The sequence below is a fragment of the Moraxella macacae 0408225 genome (assembly GCF_000320365.1).
GTDB lineage: Bacteria > Pseudomonadota > Gammaproteobacteria > Pseudomonadales > Moraxellaceae > Faucicola > Faucicola macacae.
Genome location: NZ_ANIN01000001.1, coordinates 778,374 through 804,120, shown reverse-complemented (window position 1 = coordinate 804,120; position 25,747 = coordinate 778,374). Strand labels below are relative to the sequence as shown.

Below are 25,747 nucleotides of genomic sequence, written 5' to 3'. Positions count from 1 at the left end.
AACTATGTGGTTAAAACGAATTGTTAAAAAACCATGTTGTTAAAAAACCATGTTGTTAAAAATATTACCTGCCGAGAATTTATCGTTTATTGACAGACTATGCCAAACAAGCAAGCCCATCTTACTTTTGTTTATTAATTAAACATTTGGTTTTAAGATTTGGTTAATAGTTATCATCATTGCGGATCTGCCATGGTTGATTTTAATAACGATGCAATATTAGCCGCTTTTGGTTTTACCAAATAAAACTTACGCACATAATGTTCAAAATCACCCAAAATCGTCTGCCCCCACTGACTGCCTGTTTTGGCAACGTGTTCATTGATAATGCGCATTAAGTGAATGCGATGGCTTTCGGTCTGTTCATTGGAAATACGATGAATGTCAATCAATTCATGATTACAACGGTCAAAAAAATCCCCTTCCAAATCAAGCACATACGCAAAACCGCCTGTCATACCCGCCCCAAAATTTAGCCCTGTTTTACCCAATACCGTTACAATACCGCCTGTCATATATTCACAGCAATGATCGCCTACACCCTCTATCACAGCATGACAACCTGAATTGCGCACTGCAAATCGCTCGCCTGCCGTACCCGATGCAAACAAGCGGCCTCCTGTTGCACCATACAGACAAGTATTGCCAATAATTGCGGTTTGTTGACTGGCAAAAATCGAACCCTTTGGTGGGTAAATCACAATTTCACCGCCTGCCATGCCTTTACCAACATAATCATTGGCATCGCCCTCCAGTTCAATGTTTAAACCGCCTGCATTCCACACGCCCAAGCTTTGTCCGGCTGTACCGATTAAATGTAGGTTAATCGGTGATCCACTCATACCAAGGTTGCCGTAAAGTTTGGCAATTTCACCTGAAATTCTTGCACCAATCGAACGATCACAATTGCCAATCCGATAACTAAAATCACCGCCCAATCCTGCACGAATGACAGGCATCATGTCCGTTACCATTTCTTCTGCCAACAAGCCTTTGTCAAACGGTTCATTTTTTGCCACTTGACAAGTTTGGGCTTTGCCATCAGCTTTGGTATGACTAAAGAGCAATGCCCTTAAATCCAAATGTTGCTGTTTATTGGTCTCGCCCTCCAAAATACGCAACAAATCAGTACGTCCAACCAGCTCCTCCATAGAACGCACGCCCAATTTAGCAAGCCATTCACGCGTTTCTGTGGCAACAAATTTAAAAAAGTTAATCAGCATTTGTGCCTCGCCAATAAAATGCTCATCACGCAAATCTGATTTTTGCGTGGCAACCCCTGTTGGACAATTGTTCAAATGACAAATACGCAAATATTTACAACCAACTGCAATCATAGGCGTTGTGCCAAAACCAAAACTTTCCGCCCCCAAAATACAAGCCTTTACCACATCAAGGCCAGTTTTTAAACCGCCGTCGGTTTGGATACGCACTTTATCACGCAGACCATTGACACGCAGTGATTGATGGGCTTCTGCCAACCCAAGCTCCCAAGGCGATCCTGCATAATGAATAGATGACAAAGGCGAGGCAGCCGTACCACCATCATAGCCTGAAATGGTAATCAAATCTGCATAGGCTTTGGCAACTCCTGTCGCAATCGTGCCAACACCCGGACGTGATACCAGTTTCACCGATACCAGTGCATCAGGGTTTACTTGTTTTAAATCAAAAATCAGCTGGGCCAAATCTTCAATAGAATAAATATCATGGTGTGGCGGCGGTGAAATGAGCGTTACCCCAGGTACAGAATAACGCAAACGTGCAATTAAACTGTTTACCTTACCGCCGGGCAATTGTCCGCCCTCGCCGGGTTTTGCTCCTTGCGCAACTTTGATTTGCATAACTTCTGCTGAACATAAATACGCAGGCGTAACCCCAAATCTTCCCGAGGCTATTTGTTTGATTTTAGAATTGCGAATGCTGTTATAACGCACGGGATCTTCACCGCCCTCGCCTGAATTGGAACGCCCACCAATGCTGTTCATCGCAATTGCAATTGCTTCATGAGCTTCTGGCGACAACGCACCAAGCGACATTCCCGCTGAGTCAAAACGCTTTAAAATATTTTCAATGCCCTCCACTTCATCAATTGCAATTGATTTGTCGGTTTTTAATTGCAACAAATCTCGCAAGGTTGCCACAGGGCGTGTATTGACAATATTGGCATAGGCTTGATAATTGGCATAATCACCCGTGCGTACCGCTTTGTGCAAGGCTTGAATCACATCAGGGTTAAAAGCATGGTATTCTTTGTTAAACACAAATTTTAACAACCCACCTTGATCAAGTGCTATCCTGCGATTAAACGCATTTTTTGCCAATAAACGCTGATCGGCTTCTAAATCAGCAAAAGTTGCCCCTTGAATGCGACTTTCTAAACCGCTAAAACACAAGTCAATAATTTCACAAGACAGCCCCACCGCTTCAAAAAGCTGTGCCCCGCGATACGATGAAATGGTAGAAATGCCCATTTTTGACAAAATTTTTAACAAACCTTTGTCCATACTTTTACGAAAATTTTCTTGCGCGTACAATGGATCGCCCAACAATTCACCTTTTTCCACCAAATCAGCAATGACACCATACGCCAAATACGGATAAACGGCGGTTGCTCCAACACCAAGCAACACTGCCAAATGGTGCGAGTCGCGCATTAAACCGGTTTCCACAACAATATTGGCATCACAACGCAACCCAACATTAATCAAATGATGATGTACCGCTCCTGTTGCCATAATTGCATTGGCAGGAATTTTGCCGTTTTCAATCGCCTTATCCGATAACACCAAAATCACCTTGCCTGATTTAACCGCTTTTTCAGCTTGTTTACAGATATTTTTTAGGGCTTTTTCAAGGGTAAATTTTTCATTATCATAGTTTAAATCAATGACTTGTAGTGCAAAACCATGCTTATCAATCCGTTGGATTTGCACCATTTTGCTTGCAGACAATACCGGTGATGACAATACGATACGATTGGCATGTTCAGACGTTGGATCAAAAATATTTTTTTCCACACCAAGGCAAGTTTCAAGCGACATCACAATCGCTTCACGCAACGGATCAATGGGTGGGTTGGTAACTTGGGCAAACTGTTGCCGAAAAAAATCAGCAATATGACGAATTTGACGAGAAAGCACAGCCATTGGGGTATCATCACCCATAGAGCCGACCGCCTCTTGACCGTTTTCTGCCGATGGGCGTAAAATTTCGGTACGCTCTTCGCAGGTAACATGAAACATTTTTTGTAATGCCAATAAATCATTGCCTTTTATCGTTTCTTGTAACATTTGCTCTTCTAATTTTTCATCATTACGCAAACGCACTGCATTATCACGCAACCATAAGCGATAAGGGTGTGATTTTTTTAGCTTTCTGCCTACTGCTTGACTGTCCATGATGTTGCCTGTTTCGGTATCAATCACAAGCATTTGTCCGGGCCCTACACGTCCTTTTGCTACCACATCTTCAGGTTCATAATCCCACGTGCCAACTTCAGAGGCCACGGTAATGTAACCGTTTTTGGTGGTTACCCAACGCGATGGGCGCAATCCATTACGATCAAGCATACACACTGCATAACGCCCATCTTGGATAACCAAGCCTGCCGGACCGTCCCACGCTTCCATATGCTGGGAATAAAATTCATAAAACGCGCGCAAATCCATATCCATCGTGTCTACATTTTGCCAAGCAGGCGGTACTAAAATAGACAACGCACAAAACAGCTCCATACCGCCGTTTACCATAACCTCAAGCATATTGTCAAGGCTTGATGAATCCGATCCTGTGCGGTTAACCAATGGGTGTAGTTCTTGAAGTTCTGGGATAAGATCGCTGACAAATTTTGGCGTGCGTGCTACTGCCCAATCTCGGTTGCCATCAATGGTATTTAATTCACCATTATGAGCAAGATAACGAAACGGCTGTGCCAATGCCCAACGTGGCAATGTATTGGTAGAAAAACGCTGATGAAAAACCACAATGTGCGATGCCAAACGTTCATCTTGCAAATCCAAAAAAAACCCAGGCAAATCCGATGGCATCACAAGCCCTTTATACACCACAGTTTGTGATGACAATCCCGTTACATAAAACAACGGATCGTCGCTTAACTGTAATTCGGCTTTTTTACGTGCAACAAATAATTTGCGATTAAAGGTTTCTTCGTTCATATCAGGCGGACAATTCACCAAAATTTGTTTAAATCCAGGCAAACTTTCGCGGGCAATTTCACCAACAATGCGTAAATCCACAGGCACATCACGCCAACCTGCCACACTTAAGCCCTGATTTTCAATCATTTGATTAACAACATCTTGCGACTTTTGTGCCAAATCTTTATCTAAGTTTAAAAAAACCGTCCCCACTGCAAAAATCGGTGCTAATGCAAACCCATTATCCGATGCAACTTTTTGAAAAAACTCTTTTGGCATTGCCAATAATAAACCACAACCGTCCCCTGTTTTACCATCTGATGCCACACCCCCACGATGAGTCATACAGCTTAAACTGTGAATAGCCGTTTCTACCAAATCATGGCTTGGTTCACCATGAATATGAGCAATTAATCCAAAACCGCAGTTGTCTTTAAATTCATCAGGTTGGTAAAGATTGGTATGATTGGCATAACATGAAGTCATAACGATATTCCCCTAAAGCATAAGGCATAAGACAAAAATAGGCAAAACAATTGAATGGTTGGCGTAAGCTGACTGTCATTATTTTTGACAAGCAACTATCTTAACGAATTGACAACAAAAAAGCTACTGTTATTTGCAACAAATTAATTCCGAATTTTTTGCATCACCCTCGCCAAAAGTTACAAAACCTTCCCTGTTTTTAACGATTTACAATTTTTTAACCATTTTCAATCTTTCACGCATAAAAATAGCGACAATTTTTATCAAATTATCGCTATTAGCCACACGCTTGCCTCAAGTTTATCCAGTTTATTCTGCTTTTTCGGCAGGATTGGCATCGGTTGTGGTTTTTTCTTTTGGTTTTTGGTTGGGTTTGGGGCTGATTTTTTCTTCTTTGGGTTTGGTTTCTTCTTTGAGTTTTGGTTGGGTTTGTTTGGATTTTGGTTCTTTTACTGGTTGTTCGTTTGTGTTTTTGGTCAAATTTTGCTTTGGCATCGGTTCGTCATGATTGTCAATATTGTCATTGCGATTTGCCAAATGCTGCTTAGAAATAATCGGTATGGGTAAATCCGGTTCATTAGGATTAATCACCTTGCGCTGTTCTTCAATTACCAAGGTATCATCGGTATTGGTGGATTTTTCAATGCTTTTTTTCGGTTGCGTGGGTTGTACGTCAGTCGTCGGTGCGGGGAGTTCTTGTTGAACTTCTTTTAAATTCACGGATTTTGGGGCTTGTTTGCCAATCTCTTCTAATGGTGGCATAATTTCGTATTCGTCCATTTGTGAAGTATACCGATTAATCTCCTCAAGAAATGCTTGTACATTATTAGGCAGACCAAAATTTATGATTTTGCTTGTACCAATTGCTTCTTGTGGCGAGGTAAAAACACCATACGTCAGTACAAACCGTTTTTCATTATTGGTATCCACAATGCGAAAATAGCTGAATTTTTCACGATCAGAACGCCCATTGAGATAATCGGTAATGACTTCATGTTGCACCACATTCATAACTTGCAAGGTCCATTTGCCTACATTGGCTTTTAAAAAACTGCTGTCTTTAAATTCTTTGGGATAATTACGCTTATCACGCACAATCGCATCAAAACTAATCGGACGAACCAACTTGTGCATTTCGTCAGGGTTGTGATTTACCAACAAAATATTCGGATCAATCACTGCTGCCACTTCATCATTTTGCTTGATTTTTTTAGCCGGTTTTACCGCTGATGCCACCCATACCATAAAGGTTAATCCACCTGCAATCCCTGCAAATAACAGCCACACTGCAACTTGCAATGCCAATGAACGATAGCCACTTGATAAAGATTTTAGCATAAAAAACCCATTTGATTGGTACTTATTAACACCGATACTGATTAACGCCACTTAAACAAACATCACTTAAACAAACAACAACACCAATTACGACAAAACATCGCACAAATATTGTGCATCATAATCTGCTGTGATAAAAGCCTCGCCTGGTTTTTTTAATAAAATTAGGCGAATCTGTCCTGATTTGGCTTTTTTGTCATGACGCATCAAATCCAATGCAATATCAAGTGCGATTTTCGGCCCGGCTATGGGTAATTTTGCCCTTGTTAACAACACCTGAACCCGCCAAACATCATCAGGGGTTAAATAGCCCATTTTTTGCGACAACTGCATAGCCTGAATCATACCAACTGCCACCGCTTCACCATGCAACCAGTTGCCATAACCTTCATAAGTCTCAATCACATGTCCAAAAGTATGTCCAAAATTTAACAAAGCACGCTTGCCACTTTCAAACTCATCTTCAGCCACGATATTGGCTTTATGCTCACAAGCAACAAACACAGCTTTTGCCAATAAACTTAAATCCAATGCCACCAAGGCTTCCATATGATTTTCAAGCCAAGCTAAAAACGTTAAATCACCAATTAAGGCATACTTAATCACTTCTGCCAAACCTGCAGACAATTCACGTTGTGGCAAAGTTGTTAGGGTTGTCATATCAACAAGCACCAATTTTGGTTGCCAAAACGCCCCTATCATATTTTTCCCAAGTTTATGATTGATACCTGTTTTTCCGCCCACACTGGAGTCCACTTGCGACAGCAGCGTCGTTGGAATTTGGATAAAAGCCACGCCACGCATAAAACTTGCCGCCGCAAAACCCACCATATCCCCTATCACCCCACCGCCCAAGGCAATCAAGGTGCAATCACGATTAAAGTGGTTTTGCATTAAAACATCATAAATTTGGTTAATGCTGTCTTGGTTTTTAAATTGTTCGCCATCTGGCAAAATGCAAGTTACTATGATTTTTTCTGTGGTTTTTTCTTTTGCCAAACCATCGATCAATGTTTGTAAATAAAGTGGTGCAATGGTTTCATTGGTAACAATTAAGATTTGCTTGCCTTTGATAAAAGGAGAAAAATCAAAATTTGCCAATAAATTTTCACCAATCAAAATCGGATAATCGTGCGAACGCGTTTTTACCAACAATTGTTCCATAACAATATACTCACAACCAACAACCAACACTCAAATTAACGCTGAATTTTAGTAACCGTAACCGAAACAATCGGCGTGTCTTTGTCCAAAAGATAAGTTTGACTAAAACCTTGCAATTGCCACAAAATCTCTTTAATCATTTTTTTGGGCGATAAATAACCTGTGGTAACAACAATATCAGCCAATGACTGATAAATCGGATCACGAATGGCAAATAAATCAGCCAACTTTTGTTTTGGATTTTGCGTCTGTAGCAATGGGCGATTTTTATCTTTGTAAGTACGCTCGTATTGGATATCAACTTGCGCTTTTAAATAAATAACTATGCCACGCTTTAGATAGGCTTGATTTAACGGCGTCATCACCGCTCCGCCCCCTGTTGCCAAAACCACTTGTTGACATTGAGTCAATTCATCTAAGGTTCGCGACTCGCGCTGACGAAAACCCATTTCACCCTCTTTGTCAAAAATCCAACTCACACTTGCACCACTAACACGCTCAATTTCATGATCGCTGTCAAAAAAACGATAGCCCAACTGACTGGCTAGCAGTTTGCCAATGGTGGTCTTGCCCGCCCCCATAGGTCCAATTAATACAATTAACGGCGGCTGCCGAGTATATCCCATAAAAAAACCACAAATCACGATAACATTGGGTAATATTATACGATGATTTGTGGTAAATCGCTATCTTTTAACAACATTTAACAATATTTGTCAAAAGCCGTTCAATTTTTCTTAGCAATTTTTCTTAGTTGATTCGGCTGACACCGTCATTCACAAGTTTTGGTGTAACAAAGATCAACAATTCTTGTTTTTCATTGCCTTTGACAGTACGTCTAAACAAACGATTAACATAGGGCAAATCACCTAAAAACGGTACTTTTTCAACACTGTTTCTAATCGTATTTTTAAAGACACCGCCAAGCACAACGGTTTGGCCATCATCAACCACAACATTGGTTTGAACCGAGTCTTTAGCAATTGCAATAGATCCATCTGGTGCTTGAATTGGACTGCCATTTTCCACCAAAAGTTCCATACCAATGCGTCCCTCTGGGGTAATATTTGGAGTAACTTCCAAACTTAGCGCTGCTTCTATCCAACTTGTAGAAGTTGCACCACTGGCAGCGGCTTCTTGATAGGCAATTTGTTGTCCTGACATAACTTTGGCTTTTTGTTTGTCGGTTGTTAATACTTTAGGACTTGAGATAATTTCACCACGACCGTCTGATTGCATTGCTGACAACTCTAAATCTAAAAGCAAATCAGAAATACTTAACAATCCAAAAGCAATTCTACCTGCTGGATTGTTTGCACCCAAGTTGACATTTAAATTATCGCCTCGTGTAATGCTATAAGTTGGAGCGCCTGTTTTGCTATCAATTGACGGTTTTTTCAAATCCCACAATGTTTGATCCGTTGCACCAACCAATAATTTACGGTTATTGGCAACACCTTGTGATAAGATACCCCATTTAACACCCATTTCTTTACTAAAGCTGTCGGTTGCATTGACAATGCGCGCTTCGATCATCACCTGCTTAACAGGAATGTCAACTTTACTAATCAAATCACGAATGTTGGTAATGCTTGCAGAAGTATCCTTGATAATGAGTGTATTGGTACGCGAATCAATGGTTACCGTACCGCGACCTGACAACAATGAACCTGAATCAACTCTGCTGTTAGCAGTTGAACGACCCGCCTCAATCATAGCACGCAAATCGGCTGCTTTGGCATAATTTAGGCGAATGTACTCTGTGCGCAATGGTACAAGTCCATCACTTTTTTGAATGGCTTCTAATTCTGCTGCTTCTTGTGCAACAAGTTCCGTAGTGGGTGCAACCCAAGTTACGTTACCATTAACTCGTTTATCCAAGTTTTTGCTTTTTAGAATAATATCCAAGGCTTGATCCCAAGGCACTTCAATCAAACGCAAGGTAATATTGCCTGTTACAGTATCACTTGCAATAATATTGGTATTGGTATGTTGCCCCAAAACATCTAAAATCTGACGCACAGGCACATCTTGGAATTCAAGCGATATCGGTGCTCCGGTATAAGTGCGCTCTTCTAAAGTTGGCTCACGCAATTTTTTTGGCGATTCAACATTGATCGTAAGCTGATTGCCCATTTGGTAGGCTTTATATTCATAATCATCTGTCATAGCAATACGAATAACACCATTACGCCCTTGGTTATTCGTGGTGATATTACCCACCAATCCTGTACCACTCATTTGTTTTAACAAATGGTTTGGTATTGTCGCTCCTGTTAAACGCACAATCAGTTCATCACCCATGCGTTGTACATCTACAGGAATGCCATCATTTACCAAATTTATGTTAATATTTGCACCGCCATTTGACGAACCATCAATATTAATCCCATTTAAACCGTTATAATTATATTGACGACTGGTGGCAACAGTAGGATCCAGCAATGGGTTAACTTTTACCATCATGGTTTTGACAGGTGGCTGAACAGGTTGGGTGGTTGCTGTTACAGGCTGAACGGTCGGAGCTTCTACCATTTTACCTTGCACCGATTGTATGCTAACCACAAGACGATCGTTGTCTACACGCGTGCTAAAAGTTGCTTCATCGGTTAAATCAATCACCATACGCGTTGTATTGCCGTTACTAACCGTTGTTACATTTTTTACATGCCCTTGGTTAAAGTTTTGTACACGATTGGCAACTTGATTGTCCACACTTGGAAAATCAAGCACAAGACGGTTTGGGTTATTCAACTGATAAGCCGTTGGCTGTACCGCATCTGATACAAAATCAACATTAAGTTCCGTTAATTGCTCTGATGCTTGATCAACACTTACTTGATGGATACTGCTGTGCGCCATTGCCACGCTAGTAATGGTCGCCGTAGTAATTGCAACAGCAAGTTTTGATAGCGTGGTACGGCTTGGATAGGTTGTAAAATTCATAAAATTATCCTTAAATACTTAGTCTTAACTGGCTGTGAGTTGCTTTTTAACAGTTTGGTTTGAATAACCCACGCGGCTATCCGGTAAAATTTCAATAATTTCAAGGTATGGATATTTATCAGGTGGAGGTGGATTAATAACAATTTGTTGAATTTGCCCATGGTTTTTACCCAAATAATTACCAACCTTAACGCTTGCAACTCTTCCTTCTGGGGTTTTAATCAATGCTGATATCTCACCAGAATCAGAAACAACATTACCAATATATGTCAATTGATCCAAATCAAAACTTTCAAGCGGTTCTCTGATACGCGTTTCATCAGGGTGAACCGCTTGAATTTGAGATTCTTCGGCTGCTTTTAAAGTCAAACTGGGTGGCATAAAAGGACTGCGCAATTGATTGGCATTATAATCAAAGGCTTGTACCACTTGTGGCTGAGGTGGTGGTTCGATCGGCTGGGCAGATGATTCACGAATTGTCTGCATTTCTTGCTCTGCCATACTAATGCGATTATCCGCACAACCTGCCAACACAAAACCAGCCAAAAGACAACATAGAATAGAATAATTATTTTTTCTCATCTGTTGTCTCCTCGGTTTTTTCTTCTACAATTTCTTTAGAACGATACGTTTTGGTATTTAACACCAAATTGGTCTGTGGTGTTTCGTCCAAACTTGGTTTACTGTTGGTTACTTCAAAATCATGCAGAGTGATAATACGTGGCAATTGTGCCAAACCACTGACAAACGCACCAAATTCATGATAGTTACCTAAAGCTGCAATACGAATGGGCTGTTCAATAAAGAACTCTTGCGAAACCTCAGGCTCAACTTTAATGTCTTGGAATTTGATATTACTACCCAAACCAACCACGCTAATACCGTCAACCAAATCAGAAATGCGAGTTTCTTTTGGCAATTGATTTAACAATTCTTTAAAATCATTTTCCATTTGAGTGATTTGATCTTTATAGGCTTGCAAATGACGTGCTTTCGATTCTTTTTCACGGTATTGTTCAAGCAACGTTTGTTGTTCTGCTTCAGCAGAAGAAATTTCCTCGCGTTTCTTGCTAATTGGCAATGCCCAAGTTAACACCGCTACCAAACCAATAATAAATAATAAAGTCGTAATTTTAACAGGTAAAGGCCAACTGCCGTAGTTGTTTTGATCCAATGACTTAAAACTATCGGCAAATTCTTTAAAATCAAATTGTTTTTTTGGTGCTTTTTCTTTGGCAACTTTGGCTTTTTTTGCAAATAACGGCTTTTTTGTTGGTTTTGTTAATTTAACCATTGTTTACTCCTTTGCCGTACTAGCAGATGATGCAGTTGAGTTGTTAACGGTTGTGCTGCTTGCAAGCTCTGTTGTCGCTGCCACACTTGCCGGCTGACTTGTTGAAGCGATCGCAACTGATGCATTGTTAGATACAGGCTCTGCTACAATCGTGTCGCTTAACGCTGTGGCATCAGGCGTGCTTGCCGTTGCACTGGCGTTACTTGCCGGATTTGATTGACTGATTCTAGTTGTAACCACAAAGGTAATATAACTGTCCTCCGGGTAGGTAGGACGTGATTTACCATTGGCGGTTTGTGGCAGTCTTGGTGCTTGTTGATAAGCAACAGCGTTTGGTTGTTGAATACTCACAACCGCTGAATCTTGCAACCATTCAGAACTGTCTAAAGCACGAATAAAGTTGGCAACCACTGTATTATCCGCCGCTTGTCCTGCAAAAGTAATCAAATCACCCTCGCGTTTCATGTTGGTCAAATACATCTGTGGCTGAATCACACGGGCAATATCGTCCCAAACTCGCACAGGCACAGGGCGACGGCCTTGTAAATCTTGAATGACTTTCATACGAGCAACAATATCATCACGCTGTTGTTCTAAGGTTTCAATCTCGACCAATGCTTTATCGAGATTGGTATTTTCTTGTTTAATTTTTTCATTGGCCGCCTGTTGATCAGTGAGCTGGTTATTAAAATAACTCCATGCTGCAAAAGCAGCCAATAAAGACAATAGCAACACTGCAACAACCAGTGTCATAAATTCTTTATTTTTACGCTCACGAACTTCTTGACGCCAAGGCAGTAAGTTAATTCTTGCCATTAGTCAAAACTCCTTAACGCTAAACCACAGGCTGCCATCAAACTTGGTGAATCTACCAACAATGATTCGGTATTTACTTTGCTGTCAATGGTCATATTGGCAAATGGATTGGCAATGCTTGTGCTGCTGCCTAATTTTTGCTGTACCATAGCCGCAAGTCCTGATAAACTTGCTGTACCACCCGAAAGCAAAATGTGGTCAACTTGATGACTTTGGCTTGATGAGAAATAAAACTGCAACGAACGGGTGATTTGTTGTACAATTGAATCCAAAAAGGGCATCAACACATCTGATTGATAATCATCAGGTAAGGTCATGTTGCGTTTGTTGGTCATTGCTTCTTCATAGGTTAAGCCATAACGGTTTTGAATGCTTTCCGTCAACTGGCCACCTCCGAACAATTGTTCACGACTGTACACAAATTCGCCATCTTTTGCAATATAAAGCGTGGTTTGTTGATGACCAATGTCAATTAAAGCAACATTTTGTGGCTGACCGGGTAAGCTATCCACAATCAACTGAAACGCACGCTCAATTGCATACGACTCAACATCTACCACTTTGGCTTCAAGCCCTGCCAAACTCATGACTTCCACACGTTGGTCAACGTTTTCAGAACGCGAAGCAACCAATAGAACACGCGACTGCCCCTCGGAGGTGATTGAAGGCCCTAGCACTTCAAAGTCTAGGTTCACTTCTTCTAACGGATAAGGAATGTATTGATCGGCATCAAGACGGATACGTGCCTCGCGGTCTGTATCAGCCATCGCTGTATCCATGTCAATGATTTTACTAATCACCGAAGCACTAGATACCGCAGTCGCAACATTTTTGCTAGACAAACCTAAAGAACGGCTAAGTTTATTAATCACCTCACTTACCGTTTCGATATCTTTGATCTCTTTATCTGCAACCATACCACGAGCCAATGACTCAATACCATAGTTTTTTAGGTGGAATAAGCCTTGTTGGCGTGTAATTTCCACCATTTTTACCGCCGTTGTTGTGATGTCAACGCCGATAATTTGTTTGTTACTTTTTGTAAATAACCTCACAAGAATGTTCCTTAATATTCTAATGTCGGTAACAGAAAATTTCTACAAGGTATAAGATACTTCATTAAGTTGCATTATTCAACCTTTTTTTAACAATTTATCATACAATTGTGTTAAAAAAATAATAAATCACAAATATTTTGTACTGCCAACTTAAGTTTTTGGGTATAATAGCGTTTTTATTTTTCGTCGCCACTAAATTTTATGTCTAAGCCCATTTCTTTTTCTTTGTTGAGATTTTTTGTCAATTTAATTTTGGCAATGTTGGCATTTGTATTTGTATTGGTATTGGCATTTCCGATTGGTTTTTATGGCATGGCAATGTATGTTGCACCAAGTTTACCCAGCCTTGACGAATTAAAACAAGCCAAACTTGCAATGCCCTTACAAATCTACACTCAAGACAACCAATTGATCGGACAATATGGCAACACAATGTCATTGCCTGTGTCTTATGAAGAAGTGCCACAAGACATGGTGAATGCGTTTTTGGCCGCCGAAGATGCCTCATTTTTTCAGCACAGTGGCATTAGCGTTAAAGGCATTGGCCGGGCGGTAACCGAAGCATTTAGCGAAGATGAAGGACAAACAGGCGGTTCCACCATTACCATGCAAGTGGCAAAAAACTACTTTTTATCACCTGAACGCACCTTAAACCGTAAATTGGTTGAGTTGTTTTTGGCACGAAAAATTGAAGAAAAACTCACCAAAAAAGAAATTTTTACTTTATATGTCAATAAAATTTATCTGGGCGAGGGTGCTTATGGCGTGCGTGCCGCTGCCAAACGTTATTACAGCAAATCATTAAATAACTTAAGCATCGCCGAAATGGCAATGATTGCAGGTTTACCAAAAGCCCCGTCCAAATATAATCCTGTGGCAAATTCAGAACGCGCCTTGGAAAGACGCAATTGGATTTTAGCTCAAATGCTAAAAAATGGATCAATCACTAAAGTCCAATACCAAGAAGCAGTAAACGCACCCATTGGCTTAAAGATTTACCAAGCAAAACTGGATAAAAACCACCCATATTTGGCGGAAATGGCAAGAGTGGCTTTGGTTGAACAATATGGCAAAAGCGTAATGGATTCAGGTTGGCGAGTGCGTCTGACGATTGACAGTCGCAACCAAGAAATTGCTGACAATGCGTTAAAACGCGGTTTATTTGCCTATGATCGCCGTCATGGTTGGCGTAAACCTGCCAACAGCACAAACCAGCAAAAACCAGCCAATTTACAAAAATTCCCCAATATTCCTCCGTTTTACCCTGCAGAGGTCATCAAAAACAAAGGCGGCCGCTTTATTGCCAAAATGAAAAATGGTGAAGAAGTAAGTGTATCAACTGCCTATGCTCGCCAATCTTACAATGGCGTAAGTGTGCGTCCCAACGATGTGGTGTATATCAGTCGCAATAGTGATGACACAGGGTGGGATTTGGTACAATTGCCCGCCGTTGAAGGTGCGTTGGTATCACTCAATCCTGACTCAGGGGCATTAATCGCTGTCTCAGGCGGCTTTGATTTTAACAAAAGTACATTTAACCGGGCTTTACAAGGCTATCGCCAATCAGGATCAACCATTAAACCTTTGGTCTATACCACCGCTTTAGAAAAAGGCTTTAGCCCTGATACCATTGTGTCTGACGATCCGCTAAAAGTTGGCAACTGGACACCAAAAAATTCTGATGGCCGTTATCTTGGCTCGATTCCGCTGCGTCAAGGTCTGTATTTATCACGCAACCTTGTGTCTATTCGGGTATTGCGTTCTGCTGGCATAGCTGACACGCGCGAAATGTTAAGCCAATTTGGCCTGGAAAAAAACCGCATGCCAACCACGTTGTCTTTGGCATTGGGTGCAGGTGAAGCCACGCCCATACAAATGGCAACAGCTTATGCCACAATTGCCAATGGCGGTCATCGCATTCAGCCGTATTTTATTGAACAATTGTTTGATTATAGTGGCAAATTGATTTATCAAGCCAATCCACAACAGGCTTGTGCAACCTGTTTTAACAGCCAACTTGACGCAATCAATGCAAAAAATTTAAAAGCATTTGAAATTCATCAAAAAAATACCGAAAAAGCCAAGCGCAAAAAAATCAACCTGTTAGATGAAAATCCGATTGACAACGAAGATAACAAAACTGACAAAGATAACGAAACCGAAACATTGACTAAAAAAGATCGTAAATCGTCAAACAATAAAGACACCAACAATAAAAACACCAAAGAAACAGACAAAAAATCAGAAAAAAACCAACCTAAAACACAACTGTACGATGCCGATCCTGACAGTGATAAACTTGCCCCATCTGCCGTTCAGCACAACCCAAGCCAACAAGCTCCGCGTATCATAGCATCAAGCTCTGCATTACAAATGGCAGATATGCTCCGCGATGTTATCCAACGTGGTACAGCAAAAAAAGCCCAAGTGATCGGACGTTCTGATTTAGGTGGCAAAACCGGAACCACCAATCATGCCAAAGATGCGTGGTTTGCAGGCATTCACCCAACCATGTCAACGATTGTATGGGTCGGATTTGATCAACCAAAAGGACTGGGCAAGGGTGAATTTGGCGGTGTGGCCGCTTTGCCAATTTGGATCGACTTTACCTCAAAAATGCTAAAAGGCGTGCCTATAGAATGGGTATCGGTAAACAACCGTGCCAAATCCAAAAAACAAGAACAAGAAACCATCGAACTTACCGATGGCAATGAGCAACGTCTCAATCGCAAAGATCACAAACTTAAAAACAACCAACCTCCAAAAGCCGTCGCCCAAAAACGTCCAGAAGAGGCTGACAACCAAACCAACTTCGCTACTTTAGACTCAGATACCACAATTGCCAAGCCAAAAACCATTGAACCAAAAACCACTGATCCAAAAGACACACAACCAAGTCAAAACAAACAGCGCAACATAGCACAAATTGAAACCAATCGCCGCGTTAGCACTGAAGAGCAATAAACACGAGCAATAAACACGACAACCGTTAATACCCATCAGTGAATTGGATTGGCTTTGGTATGAATTAAGCTATCCTTAATCTTCCACCATGCCCGCTCGCAACGCTTCAATCACGCCCAACAAATGCACTCGCCACTGACGCACCATATCCACTGAAATTATCGCATTGAGTAGTTTTGGATTGACCGCTGATTGATCTGGCATAATATTCACCAACAACAAACGCTTGCTGTCTGCTTCTTTTTCTGGCAAGTCAATTTGTTTAGGAATGGGCTTAAAATTTACCTGTTGCCACGCTTGTTCAATTTCTGCCAAAAAATCAATTTCGCTTAATTGAGTCAAATACTCAATCTCAGGAGAGATCTGGGTTTTTTGTGCCAATTTATCCGCAATCGTCGTTAAGGTTGGAATGACCAAATTTAACTGATAATAACAAGCAATTTCTTGTAAAAATGCCAAATAAGCACCGTATAAGTGCAAAATCGCACTTTCTAAATGGGCATCGGCAAGTTGTTTTTGCTCGGCTTCTTGTGCCAATTGACAATAAATGCGACAAAAATACAGTTTTTGATTGGTTCTATCCGCCTGATAACGTGCGACACGATTTGCCATAAGTCCTCTTTTTTAAGCGTGTATTCATTAAACTCAAAAACAATGAATAAAAATCAGTTAATAAAAAACAGTTAATAAAAATAGCTAACAAAAAGGCCAGCAACTTAACTGACCTTTTTGTTATAAAATTCAACGTTTATTTGTCTTGGTGAAATTCTTCGGCAAATTTTTCATCAAAATCAGCAAATCCTGCCACATCTGAAGGAATAACCCCTTCTATAAAACCGTTCTCTAAGGCGGTATCAAGGTTAATTTCTGCTTCTTGAGCAGCCGCTGTGTTTTGACGATGCGTGTGATACGCCAAACCCGTTCCTGAGGGTACAAGGCGACCAACAACCACATTTTCTTTTAAGCCACGCAAGTCATCAACTTTTCCTGTTACCGCCGCCGCTGTTAACACGCGCGTGGTTTCTTGGAATGAAGCAGCCGAAATAAAGCTTTCAGTTGCAAGCGATGCTTTGGTAATACCAAGCAACAAACGTTCAAATTTGATAGGGAATTTATCTTCGCTGTCAAGTTTTTGGTTCAAGGCTATGATATCTGCGTATTCGGCTTGATCACCTTTAAAGTAGCTTGAGTCGCCACCGTCTACAATTTCAACCTTACGCAACATTTGGCGGATAATCACCTCAATGTGCTTATCATTGATTTTTACCCCTTGCAAACGATAAACGTCTTGCACTTCGTTCACGATATAATTTGCCAAAGCAGTTTCGCCTTTTAAGCGTAAAATATCGTGCGGATTGGCAGGGCCATCAGCAATAACCTCACCACGTTCGACATGTTCGCCTTCAAAAACGTTGATTTGACGCCATTTTGGAATGAGTTCTTCGTGCACCTCACCGTCTTCGTTGGTAATGACAAAACGGTTTTTGCCTTTGGTTTCTTTACCAAAACTTACCGTACCACTCATTTCTGCCATAATCGCATGATCTTTTGGACGACGGGCTTCAAACAAATCGGCAACACGCGGTAGACCACCTGTAATATCCTTAGTACCTGAACTTTCTTGTGGTACACGACCAAGCACCGAACCTGTTGGTACATCTTCGCCCTCACGCACACGAATAATGGTTTGTTGTGGTAAGAAATACACCACTTCTTTGCCATCACTTGTGTCTAAAATAATCGCCGGACGTAAATCTTTACCACTGCTTGGACGATCTTTTACAGCAAGAATTTCGTATGAACTCATGCCCGTTGCTTCATCAATTTTCATCGTGGCGGTAACACCATCATTAATGTCATTAAAGCGGGCTTTACCTGACACTTCGGTGATAATTGGGTGAGTGTGCGGATCCCATTTGGCAATGGTTTGTCCTGCATCGGCACTATCGCCATCATTTACCATAACCGACGAACCATAAGGTGCTTTATAACGCTCGCGTTCACGCCCCAATTCATCTGTAATACTGATCTCAGCAGAACGCGAAACCACAACCAAATGCCCATCAGCATGCGTTACTGATTTTAAGTTTTGAAAACGCACCGTCCCTGCATTGTTCACCTGAATGCTGTTTTGTACCGATTCGGCACTGGCTGCACCCCCTACGTGGAAGGTACGCATCGTTAACTGAGTACCTGGTTCACCGATTGACTGGGCGGCCATCACGCCAACAGACTCGCCAATATTCACACGATGACCACGAGCCAAATCACGGCCGTAACATTTTGCACACACACCATAAGGTACATCACAAGTGATCACCGAACGCACCCAAACCTCATCGATACCTTGTTCGTCCAACACTTTTACCCAATGTTCATCAAGCAATGTGCCTGCTGGAATGGCAATTTCACCTGTTTTACCAGAAACCACATCTTTAGCTGTTACGCGCCCCAATACCCTGTCAGCAAGTTGCTCAATAATTTCACCACCTTCAATGTGTGGCTTCATTAAAATGCCTTTTTCAGTGTTACAATCTTCTTGAGTAATCACCAAGTCTTGTGCCACATCTACCAAACGACGGGTTAAATATCCTGAATTTGCGGTTTTAAGTGCCGTATCCGCCAAACCTTTACGCGCACCGTGCGTTGAGATAAAGTATTGTAAAACACTAAGTCCTTCACGGAAATTGGCTTTAATCGGCGTTTCAATAATCGATCCGTCTGGTTTTGCCATCAGACCACGCATGCCCGCCAACTGACGGATTTGGGTTGCACTACCACGCGCACCAGAATCAGACATGATGTAAATTGAGTTAAACGATTTTTGTTTTTGTGCTTCGCCTTTATGACTGGTTACATCATCAAATGACAAGTTATCCATCATCGCTTTGGCAATTTGATCGTTGGTACGCGACCAAATGTCAATCACTTTATTATAACGTTCACCGGCTGTTACAAAACCTTGTTCAAATTGGCTTTCAATTTCACGCACTTCAGCATCGGCATTGGCAATAATGCTATTTTTAGTCGGCGGAATTACCATATCCTCCATGCCAATTGACACGCCCGATAAAGTCGCTTGAGCAAAACCAAGATACATTAACTGATCGGCAAACATAACACTGTGCTTAACACCCATTTGACGATAGCATGAATTAATCAATTTTGAGATGTTTTTCTTAGTCATCTCTGTATTGACTTCATCAAAATTCATGCCTTTTGGGGTGATATTCCAAATCAAACAGCGGCCTGCTACCGTATCAACCATGCGCGTGTGAGTGCTTTCATTGCCATTTTCATCAAACTTGGTTTCCAAAACACGCACTTTGATTTTGGCATTTACGCTTAGCTCGCCTGTCCCTAAAGCACGATAAACCTCGTTCATATCTGCAAAAATCATGTCATTGCCTTTAACACGCACGTCAGCACGACTGATATAATACAAACCCAATACAACATCTTGTGAAGGCGTGATAATCGGTTCACCATTGGCAGGTGATAAGATGTTGTTGGTTGACATCATCAATGCACGAGCTTCAAGCTGGGCTTCTAAAGTTAGCGGAACGTGTACCGCCATTTGGTCGCCGTCAAAGTCAGCGTTAAACGCACTACACACAAGTGGGTGCAACTGAATGGCCTTACCCTCGATCAATACAGGTTCAAAGGCTTGTAAACCCAAACGGTGCAAGGTTGGAGCACGGTTTAACAATACAGGGTGTTCGCGGATAACACTTGCAAGCATATCCCAAACTGCAGGCTCTTCGCGTTCAACCATTTTTTTGGCCGCTTTAATGGTGGTTGCTATGTTATTTTGTAACAATTTTGCATAAGTAAAAGGTTTAAACAGCTCCAACGCCATTTTTTTTGGCAAGCCACATTGATGCAAACGCAAGTATGGCCCTACAGTAATCACCGAACGCCCAGAATAATCCACGCGTTTACCGAGCAAGTTTTGACGAAAACGCCCTTGTTTGCCTTTAATCATATCGGCCAATGATTTTAGCGGACGTTTGTTTGAACCTGTGATCGCACGGCCACGGCGACCATTGTCAAGCAAGGCATCAACCGACTCTTGCAACATGCGTTTTTCGTTACGCACGATGATGTCAGGTGCGTTTAATTCCAAAAGGCGTTTTAAACGGTTGTTACGATTAATTACGCGGCGGTATAAATCATTCAAATCACTGGTGGCAAAACGTCCGCCCTCAAGTGGCACAAGCGGACGCAAATCAGGTGGCAACACTGGCAAAATGTTCATCACCATCCATTCAGGTTTATTGTTTGAATCGCGAAATGATTCTAACAATTTTAACCGCTTTGACATTTTTTTCAGTTTGGTTTCTGATCCCGTTTGTGGAATTTCTTCACGCAATTGATCAATTTCTAAGTCTACATCTATGTCTTTTAGTAAGTCTTGAACCGCTTCAGCACCCATTTTTGCTGAAAATTCATCACCAAATTCTTCCAGTGCCTTAAAATAATCTTCATCGTCTAGCAACTGGTATTTGTCAAGACTGGTCATACCGGGATCGGTAACCACATAGCTTTCAAAATACAGCACACGCTCGATATCACGCAAGGTCATGTCAAGCAACAAACCGATACGGCTTGGTAAGGATTTTAAAAACCAAATATGGGCAACAGGGCTGGCCAGTTCAATATGCCCCATGCGTTCACGACGCACTTTGGCCGCCGTTACTTCAACGCCACATTTTTCGCAGATAATGCCTTGAAATTTACGGCGTTTATATTTGCCACACAAACACTCATAATCTTTTACAGGCCCAAAAATTTTGGCACAAAACAAACCATCACGCTCTGGTTTAAAGGTGCGATAGTTAATGGTTTCAGGTTTTTTCACTTCACCATACGACCACGATTTAATGGTGTCTGGCGATGCTAAAGAAATTTGAATGCTGTCAAACTCTGGGTTGCCAGAATCTACAGGGTTTTTTATGCTTTCTAATAAATCTTTCAAATTACTTCTCCATCGTGAGTCAAGGATAATTTTGTTCAGATAATTTTGTTCAATAGTCAAATTGCCAAACTCGATGCACTCAACGTACTCAATGTACTAAACGTTAAATCAATATTAAACCAATATTAAACTTAACCGGTTCAATTTGTTTGGCAATTTTGCTTAATTTTTTTGGTTGCTGTGATCTTTTAGTTCAATATTAATTGCCAAGGATTTAATCTCTTTGGTCAATACATTAAACGACTCAGGCATACCCGGTGCCATATTTTGCTCACCATCTACGATGTTTTTATACATGCGTGTACGCCCTTCCACATCGTCAGATTTCACGGTTAACATTTCTTGCAAGGTATAGGCCGCCCCATAGGCTTCCAACGCCCAAACTTCCATTTCACCAAAACGCTGACCGCCAAACTGTGCCTTACCGCCCAATGGTTGTTGCGTAACAAGTGAGTAAGAACCCGTTGAACGTGCGTGCATTTTATCATCAACCAAGTGGTTAAGTTTTAGCATATACATATAACCAACAGTAACCGGACGATCAAATCGCTCACCTGTACGTCCGTCAAACAGTACTTGTTGTCCACTGGTTGGCATATTGGCAAGCTCTAACAAACCTTTAATTTGGGTTTCTTTTGCACCATCAAAAACCGCCGTACCCATTGGCACACCTTCGCGTAAGTTTTGTGCCAATGCAATGATTTCATCATCTGTTAGGCTATTTAAATCAACGGTTTCGCCACCGATTTGGTTATAAATTTTGTCCAAAAATTCACGCAAATCACCAACTGCACGTTGGGCTTTTAGCATTTCGTCAATTTTAATCCCCAAACCTTTGGCTGCACCCCCCAAATGAGTTTCCAAAATCTGACCAACATTCATACGCGATGGTACACCCAGTGGGTTTAGCACGATGTCAACAGGGTTGCCATTTTCATCATACGGCATATCTTCAACAGGCATAATGCGTGAAACCACCCCTTTATTACCATGTCGCCCTGCCATTTTATCACCAGGTTGAATACGACGTTTTACCGCCAAATACACTTTCACGATTTTTTGCACACCATGTGCCAAATCATCGCCTGCAGTCAATTTACGTTTTTTCTCACTGAATTTTTCGTCAATTTCAGTTTGTTTGTCTTTTAAGAAATCGCTAATTTGACTTAAACGTTCAGCCGTTTCTTCTTGCACCGCTTGGATATCAAGCAAGGTTTCAAGCGACATATCTTGCATCATGTCTGCACTTAACACAGTGCCTGATTTTAAACCTGCACCACCGCTAACACTTTGCCCATTTAACAAACTAACAATACGACCGCGAGCAGCATTTTCAAAAATACTCAACTCTTCTTTTAAATCTTTACGGTAACTGTCAAGTTGTGCTTTTTCGATCGCTTTGGCTCGACTGTCTTTTTCAACGCCATCACGCGTAAACACTTGTACATCAATCACCGTACCTTTGGTTGATGATGGTACGCGCAATGATGTGTCTTTTACATCGGCTGCTTTTTCACCAAAAATTGCACGCAACAGTTTTTCTTCTGGGGTTAATTGGGTTTCACCTTTTGGAGTTACCTTACCCACCAAAATATCACCGCCTTCAACCTCTGCACCAATATAAACAATCCCTGCTTCATCAAGGTTTGCCAACGCCGCCTCGCCCACATTTGGAATATCGCCTGTAATTTCTTCTTGGCCAAGTTTGGTATCACGAGCCACACAGGTTAATTCTTGAATGTGAATGGTGGTAAACCGATCTTCTTTCACCACGCGTTCTGACAACAAAATCGAATCTTCAAAATTATAACCATTCCACGGCATAAACGCCACGCGCATATTTTGCCCCAAAGCCAACTCACCCAAATCGGTAGATGGGCCATCGGCCAAAATATCACCGCGAGCAATTTCATCACCAAGATTCACGATAATGCGTTGGTTAATACAAGTATTTTGGTTAGAACGGGTATATTTAATCAAATTATAAATATCAATCCCTGCCTCACCTGCTTGCATTTCATTTTCGTTAACACGCACCACAATGCGAGAAGCATCTACATCGGCAATCACACCGCCACGTTTGGCAATCACACACACACCAGAATCACGAGCCACATGACGCTCCATGCCCGTTCCAACCAGCGGTTTATCCGAACGCAAGGTTGGCACGGCTTGACGTTGCATGTTTGAACCCATCAAGGCACGGTTGGCATCGTCATGCTCCAAAAATGGAATAAGGCTTGCTGCCACCGACACAACCTGACGCGGTGAAACGTCCATATGCGTAACTTTATCAGGCGACATACGCACAAATTCACCGTAGTTACGCACTGACACATAATCTTCAGTCAAACGTCCGTTTTCATCAATTGGCGAATCCGCTTGAGCAATCACCGTACCAACTTCTTCAATCGCTGACAAATATTCAATTTCATCGCTAACCTTACCGTCTATCACTTTGAGATAAGGGGTTTCTAAAAAACCAAATTCATTGGTTTTGGCATAAACCGCCAAAGAATTAATCAAGCCAATGTTTGGACCTTCAGGAGTTTCAATCGGACATACGCGACCGTAATGCGTTTGGTGCACGTCGCGCACTTCAAAACCTGCACGCTCACGCGTTAAACCACCTGGACCCAATGCTGACACACGACGTTTATGGGTAATTTCTGACAATGGGTTGTTTTGATCCATAAATTGTGAAAGTTGTGATGAACCAAAAAATTCTTTAATCGCGGCCGCCACAGGTTTTGAATTGATCAAATCTTGTGGTGATAAATTATCCGAATCAGCCGAACTCAAACGCTCTTTAACCGCACGTTCCACACGCACAAGCCCAACACGGAATTGGTTTTCAGTCATTTCACCCACCGAACGCACACGGCGGTTACCCAAGTGATCAATGTCATCTACTTCACCGCGACCATCACGGATATCTACCAACATTTTTAATGTGTCAATAATATCAGCATGAGTCAAAATGCCACGTTCGCGTTGTAATTCTGGATCGTTGGTTGGTTCAAATTCTCGCCCCAAACGACGATTAAACTTCATTCGCCCCACATTTGACAAATCATAACGTTCCGAACTAAAGAACATCATTTCAAACAATTTTTCCGCCGTTTCTAAAGTGGGCGGTTCACCCGGACGCATGACTTTATAAATTTCAATCAAGGCCTCTTCACGAGACAAAGCGGTATCGGCACGCAAGGTATCGGCAATATACGAACCATGATCAATATCATTGGTAAATAAAATGCTAAATTCTTTTACGTTATTGGCACTGATTTTTACCAAAGTTTCATGATCAAGCACTTGATTGGCAGAAGCAATCACCTCTTCGCCCACAACCACATCTTGGGCTAAAATCCGCTCATACAGATATTCATCAGGCACGGCCAATTTTTGCATGCCAGATTGTTCAATTTGACGAATAATGCGAGCATTAATACGCTTGCCTTGTTCTACCAACACTTTACCATCTGGAGCAACAATGTCAAATTGAGCCATCTCACCGCGCAAACGATCGGCAACCAAATCAATTTCAAACTGCTCTTCGCCTTTATACACGCTAATTTTTTCGTAAAATGCGTCCAAAATTTGTTGCGTATTCATACCAATCGCATGTAAAATTACGGTTGCCAATAATTTACGGCGACGGTCAATACGCACAAATACCAAATCTTTGGCATCAAATTCAAAATCCAACCACGAACCACGGTAAGGAATAATACGTGCATTGTACAAAACTTTACCGCTTGAGTGGGATTTGCCTTTATCATGGTCAAAAAACACCCCAGGTGAACGGTGCAACTGCGACACAATCACCCGCTCTGTCCCATTAATGACAAACGTGCCATTTTCGGTCATCAGCGGAATTTCACCCATATACACACTTTGTTCACGAATGTCTTTAATCGCGGCCGTTGCTGTTTTGTCTTTGGCATCTTTATCTTTAATAACCAGGCGAATTTTGACACGAAGCGGAGCTGCATAGGTTGAACCTCGCAAAATACACTCACGCACATCAAACTCAGGCTTGCCTAAATAATACTCAACAAACTGCAACTCAGCATTGCCTGTATGGCTTTCAATTGGAAAAATAGAATTAAAGGCAGCTTGCAAACCAATGTTCTCACGACCTTTAGGCTTTTTGTGTTCTTGCAAAAACTGCTCATACGAATCCACCTGAATTGCCAACAAATAAGGCACGTCCATCAAGGTGGGCAATTGAGCAAAACTTTTACGAATGCGTTTTTTTTCAGTATACGAGTATGCCATTAAAAGTCCTTAAACATTCAAAGCGTTAATGCTACCCAAGCACTTGGCCTGTTTGCAATGACAAACAGCCAAAATGTTGGAATTTATCACTTGACAAAACCAATTTTTAGAGTCAAAACCCTAAAAATCTTGCCAAACATCATCAAAATACAACTAATTTTACAAACAAATCAGACCAAATATCCAACTTATTATTTTGTGGAAAAACAACCCCATCAAAAACACACACAAACAACAAAAAGCCAAACACCCAACTGGCATT

At 41.5% G+C, this 25,747-nt stretch carries 13 protein-coding genes; 1 reads left to right on the top strand and 12 read right to left on the bottom strand.

The window, feature by feature from the left end:
• Positions 1 to 176: 176 nt before the first annotated feature.
• The 9 genes from gltB to MOMA_RS03610 all read right to left on the bottom strand — a co-directional run bounded on the left by gltB (position 177) and on the right by MOMA_RS03610 (position 13,259).
• A complete protein-coding gene (gene gltB / locus MOMA_RS03650; protein WP_009767266.1) occupies positions 177 to 4,646 on the bottom strand; it encodes a glutamate synthase large subunit in 4,470 nt (1,489 codons plus the stop codon).
• 309 nt (positions 4,647 to 4,955) lie between these two features.
• Entirely contained in the window at positions 4,956 to 5,984 is a 1,029-nt protein-coding gene (locus MOMA_RS03645) for a hypothetical protein (protein ID WP_040624803.1), read from the bottom strand.
• An 87-nt stretch (positions 5,985 to 6,071) separates the two neighbouring features.
• Entirely contained in the window at positions 6,072 to 7,148 is a 1,077-nt protein-coding gene (aroB, locus tag MOMA_RS03640) for a 3-dehydroquinate synthase (protein WP_009767264.1), read from the bottom strand.
• A 35-nt stretch (positions 7,149 to 7,183) separates the two neighbouring features.
• On the bottom strand, positions 7,184 to 7,774 hold the full coding sequence (locus MOMA_RS03635) for a shikimate kinase (RefSeq protein WP_009767263.1): 591 nt from the start codon (positions 7,772 to 7,774) through the stop codon (positions 7,184 to 7,186).
• A 124-nt stretch (positions 7,775 to 7,898) separates the two neighbouring features.
• Positions 7,899 to 10,094, bottom strand: a complete 2,196-nt coding sequence (pilQ, locus tag MOMA_RS03630) for a type IV pilus secretin family protein (protein ID WP_009767262.1) — start codon at positions 10,092 to 10,094, stop codon at positions 7,899 to 7,901.
• 24 nt (positions 10,095 to 10,118) lie between these two features.
• Positions 10,119 to 10,676, bottom strand: a complete 558-nt coding sequence (locus MOMA_RS03625; protein WP_009767261.1) for a pilus assembly protein PilP — start codon at positions 10,674 to 10,676, stop codon at positions 10,119 to 10,121.
• On the bottom strand, positions 10,663 to 11,388 hold the full coding sequence (gene pilO / locus MOMA_RS03620; RefSeq protein WP_009767260.1) for a type IV pilus inner membrane component PilO: 726 nt from the start codon (positions 11,386 to 11,388) through the stop codon (positions 10,663 to 10,665). The genes MOMA_RS03625 and pilO overlap by 14 nt, the downstream gene beginning before the upstream one ends.
• 3 nt (positions 11,389 to 11,391) lie before the next feature.
• The gene (locus MOMA_RS03615; protein WP_009767259.1) at positions 11,392 to 12,204 is read right to left on the bottom strand and encodes a PilN domain-containing protein; all 813 of its coding nucleotides are present in this window, start codon (positions 12,202 to 12,204) and stop codon (positions 11,392 to 11,394) included.
• Positions 12,204 to 13,259 (bottom strand): pilus assembly protein PilM, encoded by a 1,056-nt coding sequence (locus tag MOMA_RS03610; RefSeq protein ID WP_009767258.1) that lies wholly within the window; start codon positions 13,257 to 13,259, stop codon positions 12,204 to 12,206. Before MOMA_RS03610 ends, MOMA_RS03615 begins: the two co-directional genes overlap by 1 nt.
• Positions 13,260 to 13,463: 204 nt before the next feature.
• On the opposite strand from MOMA_RS03610, the gene MOMA_RS03605 reads away from it, so the two are divergent.
• Positions 13,464 to 16,226, top strand: a complete 2,763-nt coding sequence (locus MOMA_RS03605; protein ID WP_009767257.1) for a penicillin-binding protein 1A — start codon at positions 13,464 to 13,466, stop codon at positions 16,224 to 16,226.
• A 75-nt stretch (positions 16,227 to 16,301) separates the two neighbouring features.
• On the opposite strand, the gene MOMA_RS03600 is transcribed toward MOMA_RS03605, so the two are convergent.
• The 3 genes from MOMA_RS03600 to rpoB all read right to left on the bottom strand — a co-directional run bounded on the left by MOMA_RS03600 (position 16,302) and on the right by rpoB (position 25,485).
• Complete coding sequence (locus MOMA_RS03600; protein WP_009767256.1) at positions 16,302 to 16,838, bottom strand: DUF6586 family protein; 537 nt, start codon at positions 16,836 to 16,838, stop codon at positions 16,302 to 16,304.
• A gap of 136 nt (positions 16,839 to 16,974) precedes the next feature.
• Positions 16,975 to 21,204 (bottom strand): DNA-directed RNA polymerase subunit beta', encoded by a 4,230-nt coding sequence (gene rpoC / locus MOMA_RS03595; RefSeq protein WP_009767255.1) that lies wholly within the window; start codon positions 21,202 to 21,204, stop codon positions 16,975 to 16,977.
• Positions 21,205 to 21,366: 162 nt separating this feature from the next.
• On the bottom strand, positions 21,367 to 25,485 hold the full coding sequence (gene rpoB / locus MOMA_RS03590; protein ID WP_009767254.1) for a DNA-directed RNA polymerase subunit beta: 4,119 nt from the start codon (positions 25,483 to 25,485) through the stop codon (positions 21,367 to 21,369).
• Positions 25,486 to 25,747: the final 262 nt, after the last annotated feature.

Coding starts and splice junctions, on each gene's coding strand:
- MOMA_RS03605 (WP_009767257.1), top strand. CDS start 13,464: ATGTCTAAGCCCATTTCTTTTTCTTTGTTGAGATTTTTTGTCAATTTA.
- pilQ (WP_009767262.1), bottom strand. CDS start 10,094: ATGAATTTTACAACCTATCCAAGCCGTACCACGCTATCAAAACTTGCT.
- MOMA_RS03625 (WP_009767261.1), bottom strand. CDS start 10,676: ATGAGAAAAAATAATTATTCTATTCTATGTTGTCTTTTGGCTGGTTTT.
- MOMA_RS03615 (WP_009767259.1), bottom strand. CDS start 12,204: ATGGCAAGAATTAACTTACTGCCTTGGCGTCAAGAAGTTCGTGAGCGT.
- MOMA_RS03635 (WP_009767263.1), bottom strand. CDS start 7,774: ATGGGATATACTCGGCAGCCGCCGTTAATTGTATTAATTGGACCTATG.
- gltB (WP_009767266.1), bottom strand. CDS start 4,646: ATGACTTCATGTTATGCCAATCATACCAATCTTTACCAACCTGATGAA.
- MOMA_RS03600 (WP_009767256.1), bottom strand. CDS start 16,838: ATGGCAAATCGTGTCGCACGTTATCAGGCGGATAGAACCAATCAAAAA.
- pilO (WP_009767260.1), bottom strand. CDS start 11,388: ATGGTTAAATTAACAAAACCAACAAAAAAGCCGTTATTTGCAAAAAAA.
- aroB (WP_009767264.1), bottom strand. CDS start 7,148: ATGGAACAATTGTTGGTAAAAACGCGTTCGCACGATTATCCGATTTTG.
- MOMA_RS03645 (WP_040624803.1), bottom strand. CDS start 5,984: ATGCTAAAATCTTTATCAAGTGGCTATCGTTCATTGGCATTGCAAGTT.
- rpoB (WP_009767254.1), bottom strand. CDS start 25,485: ATGGCATACTCGTATACTGAAAAAAAACGCATTCGTAAAAGTTTTGCT.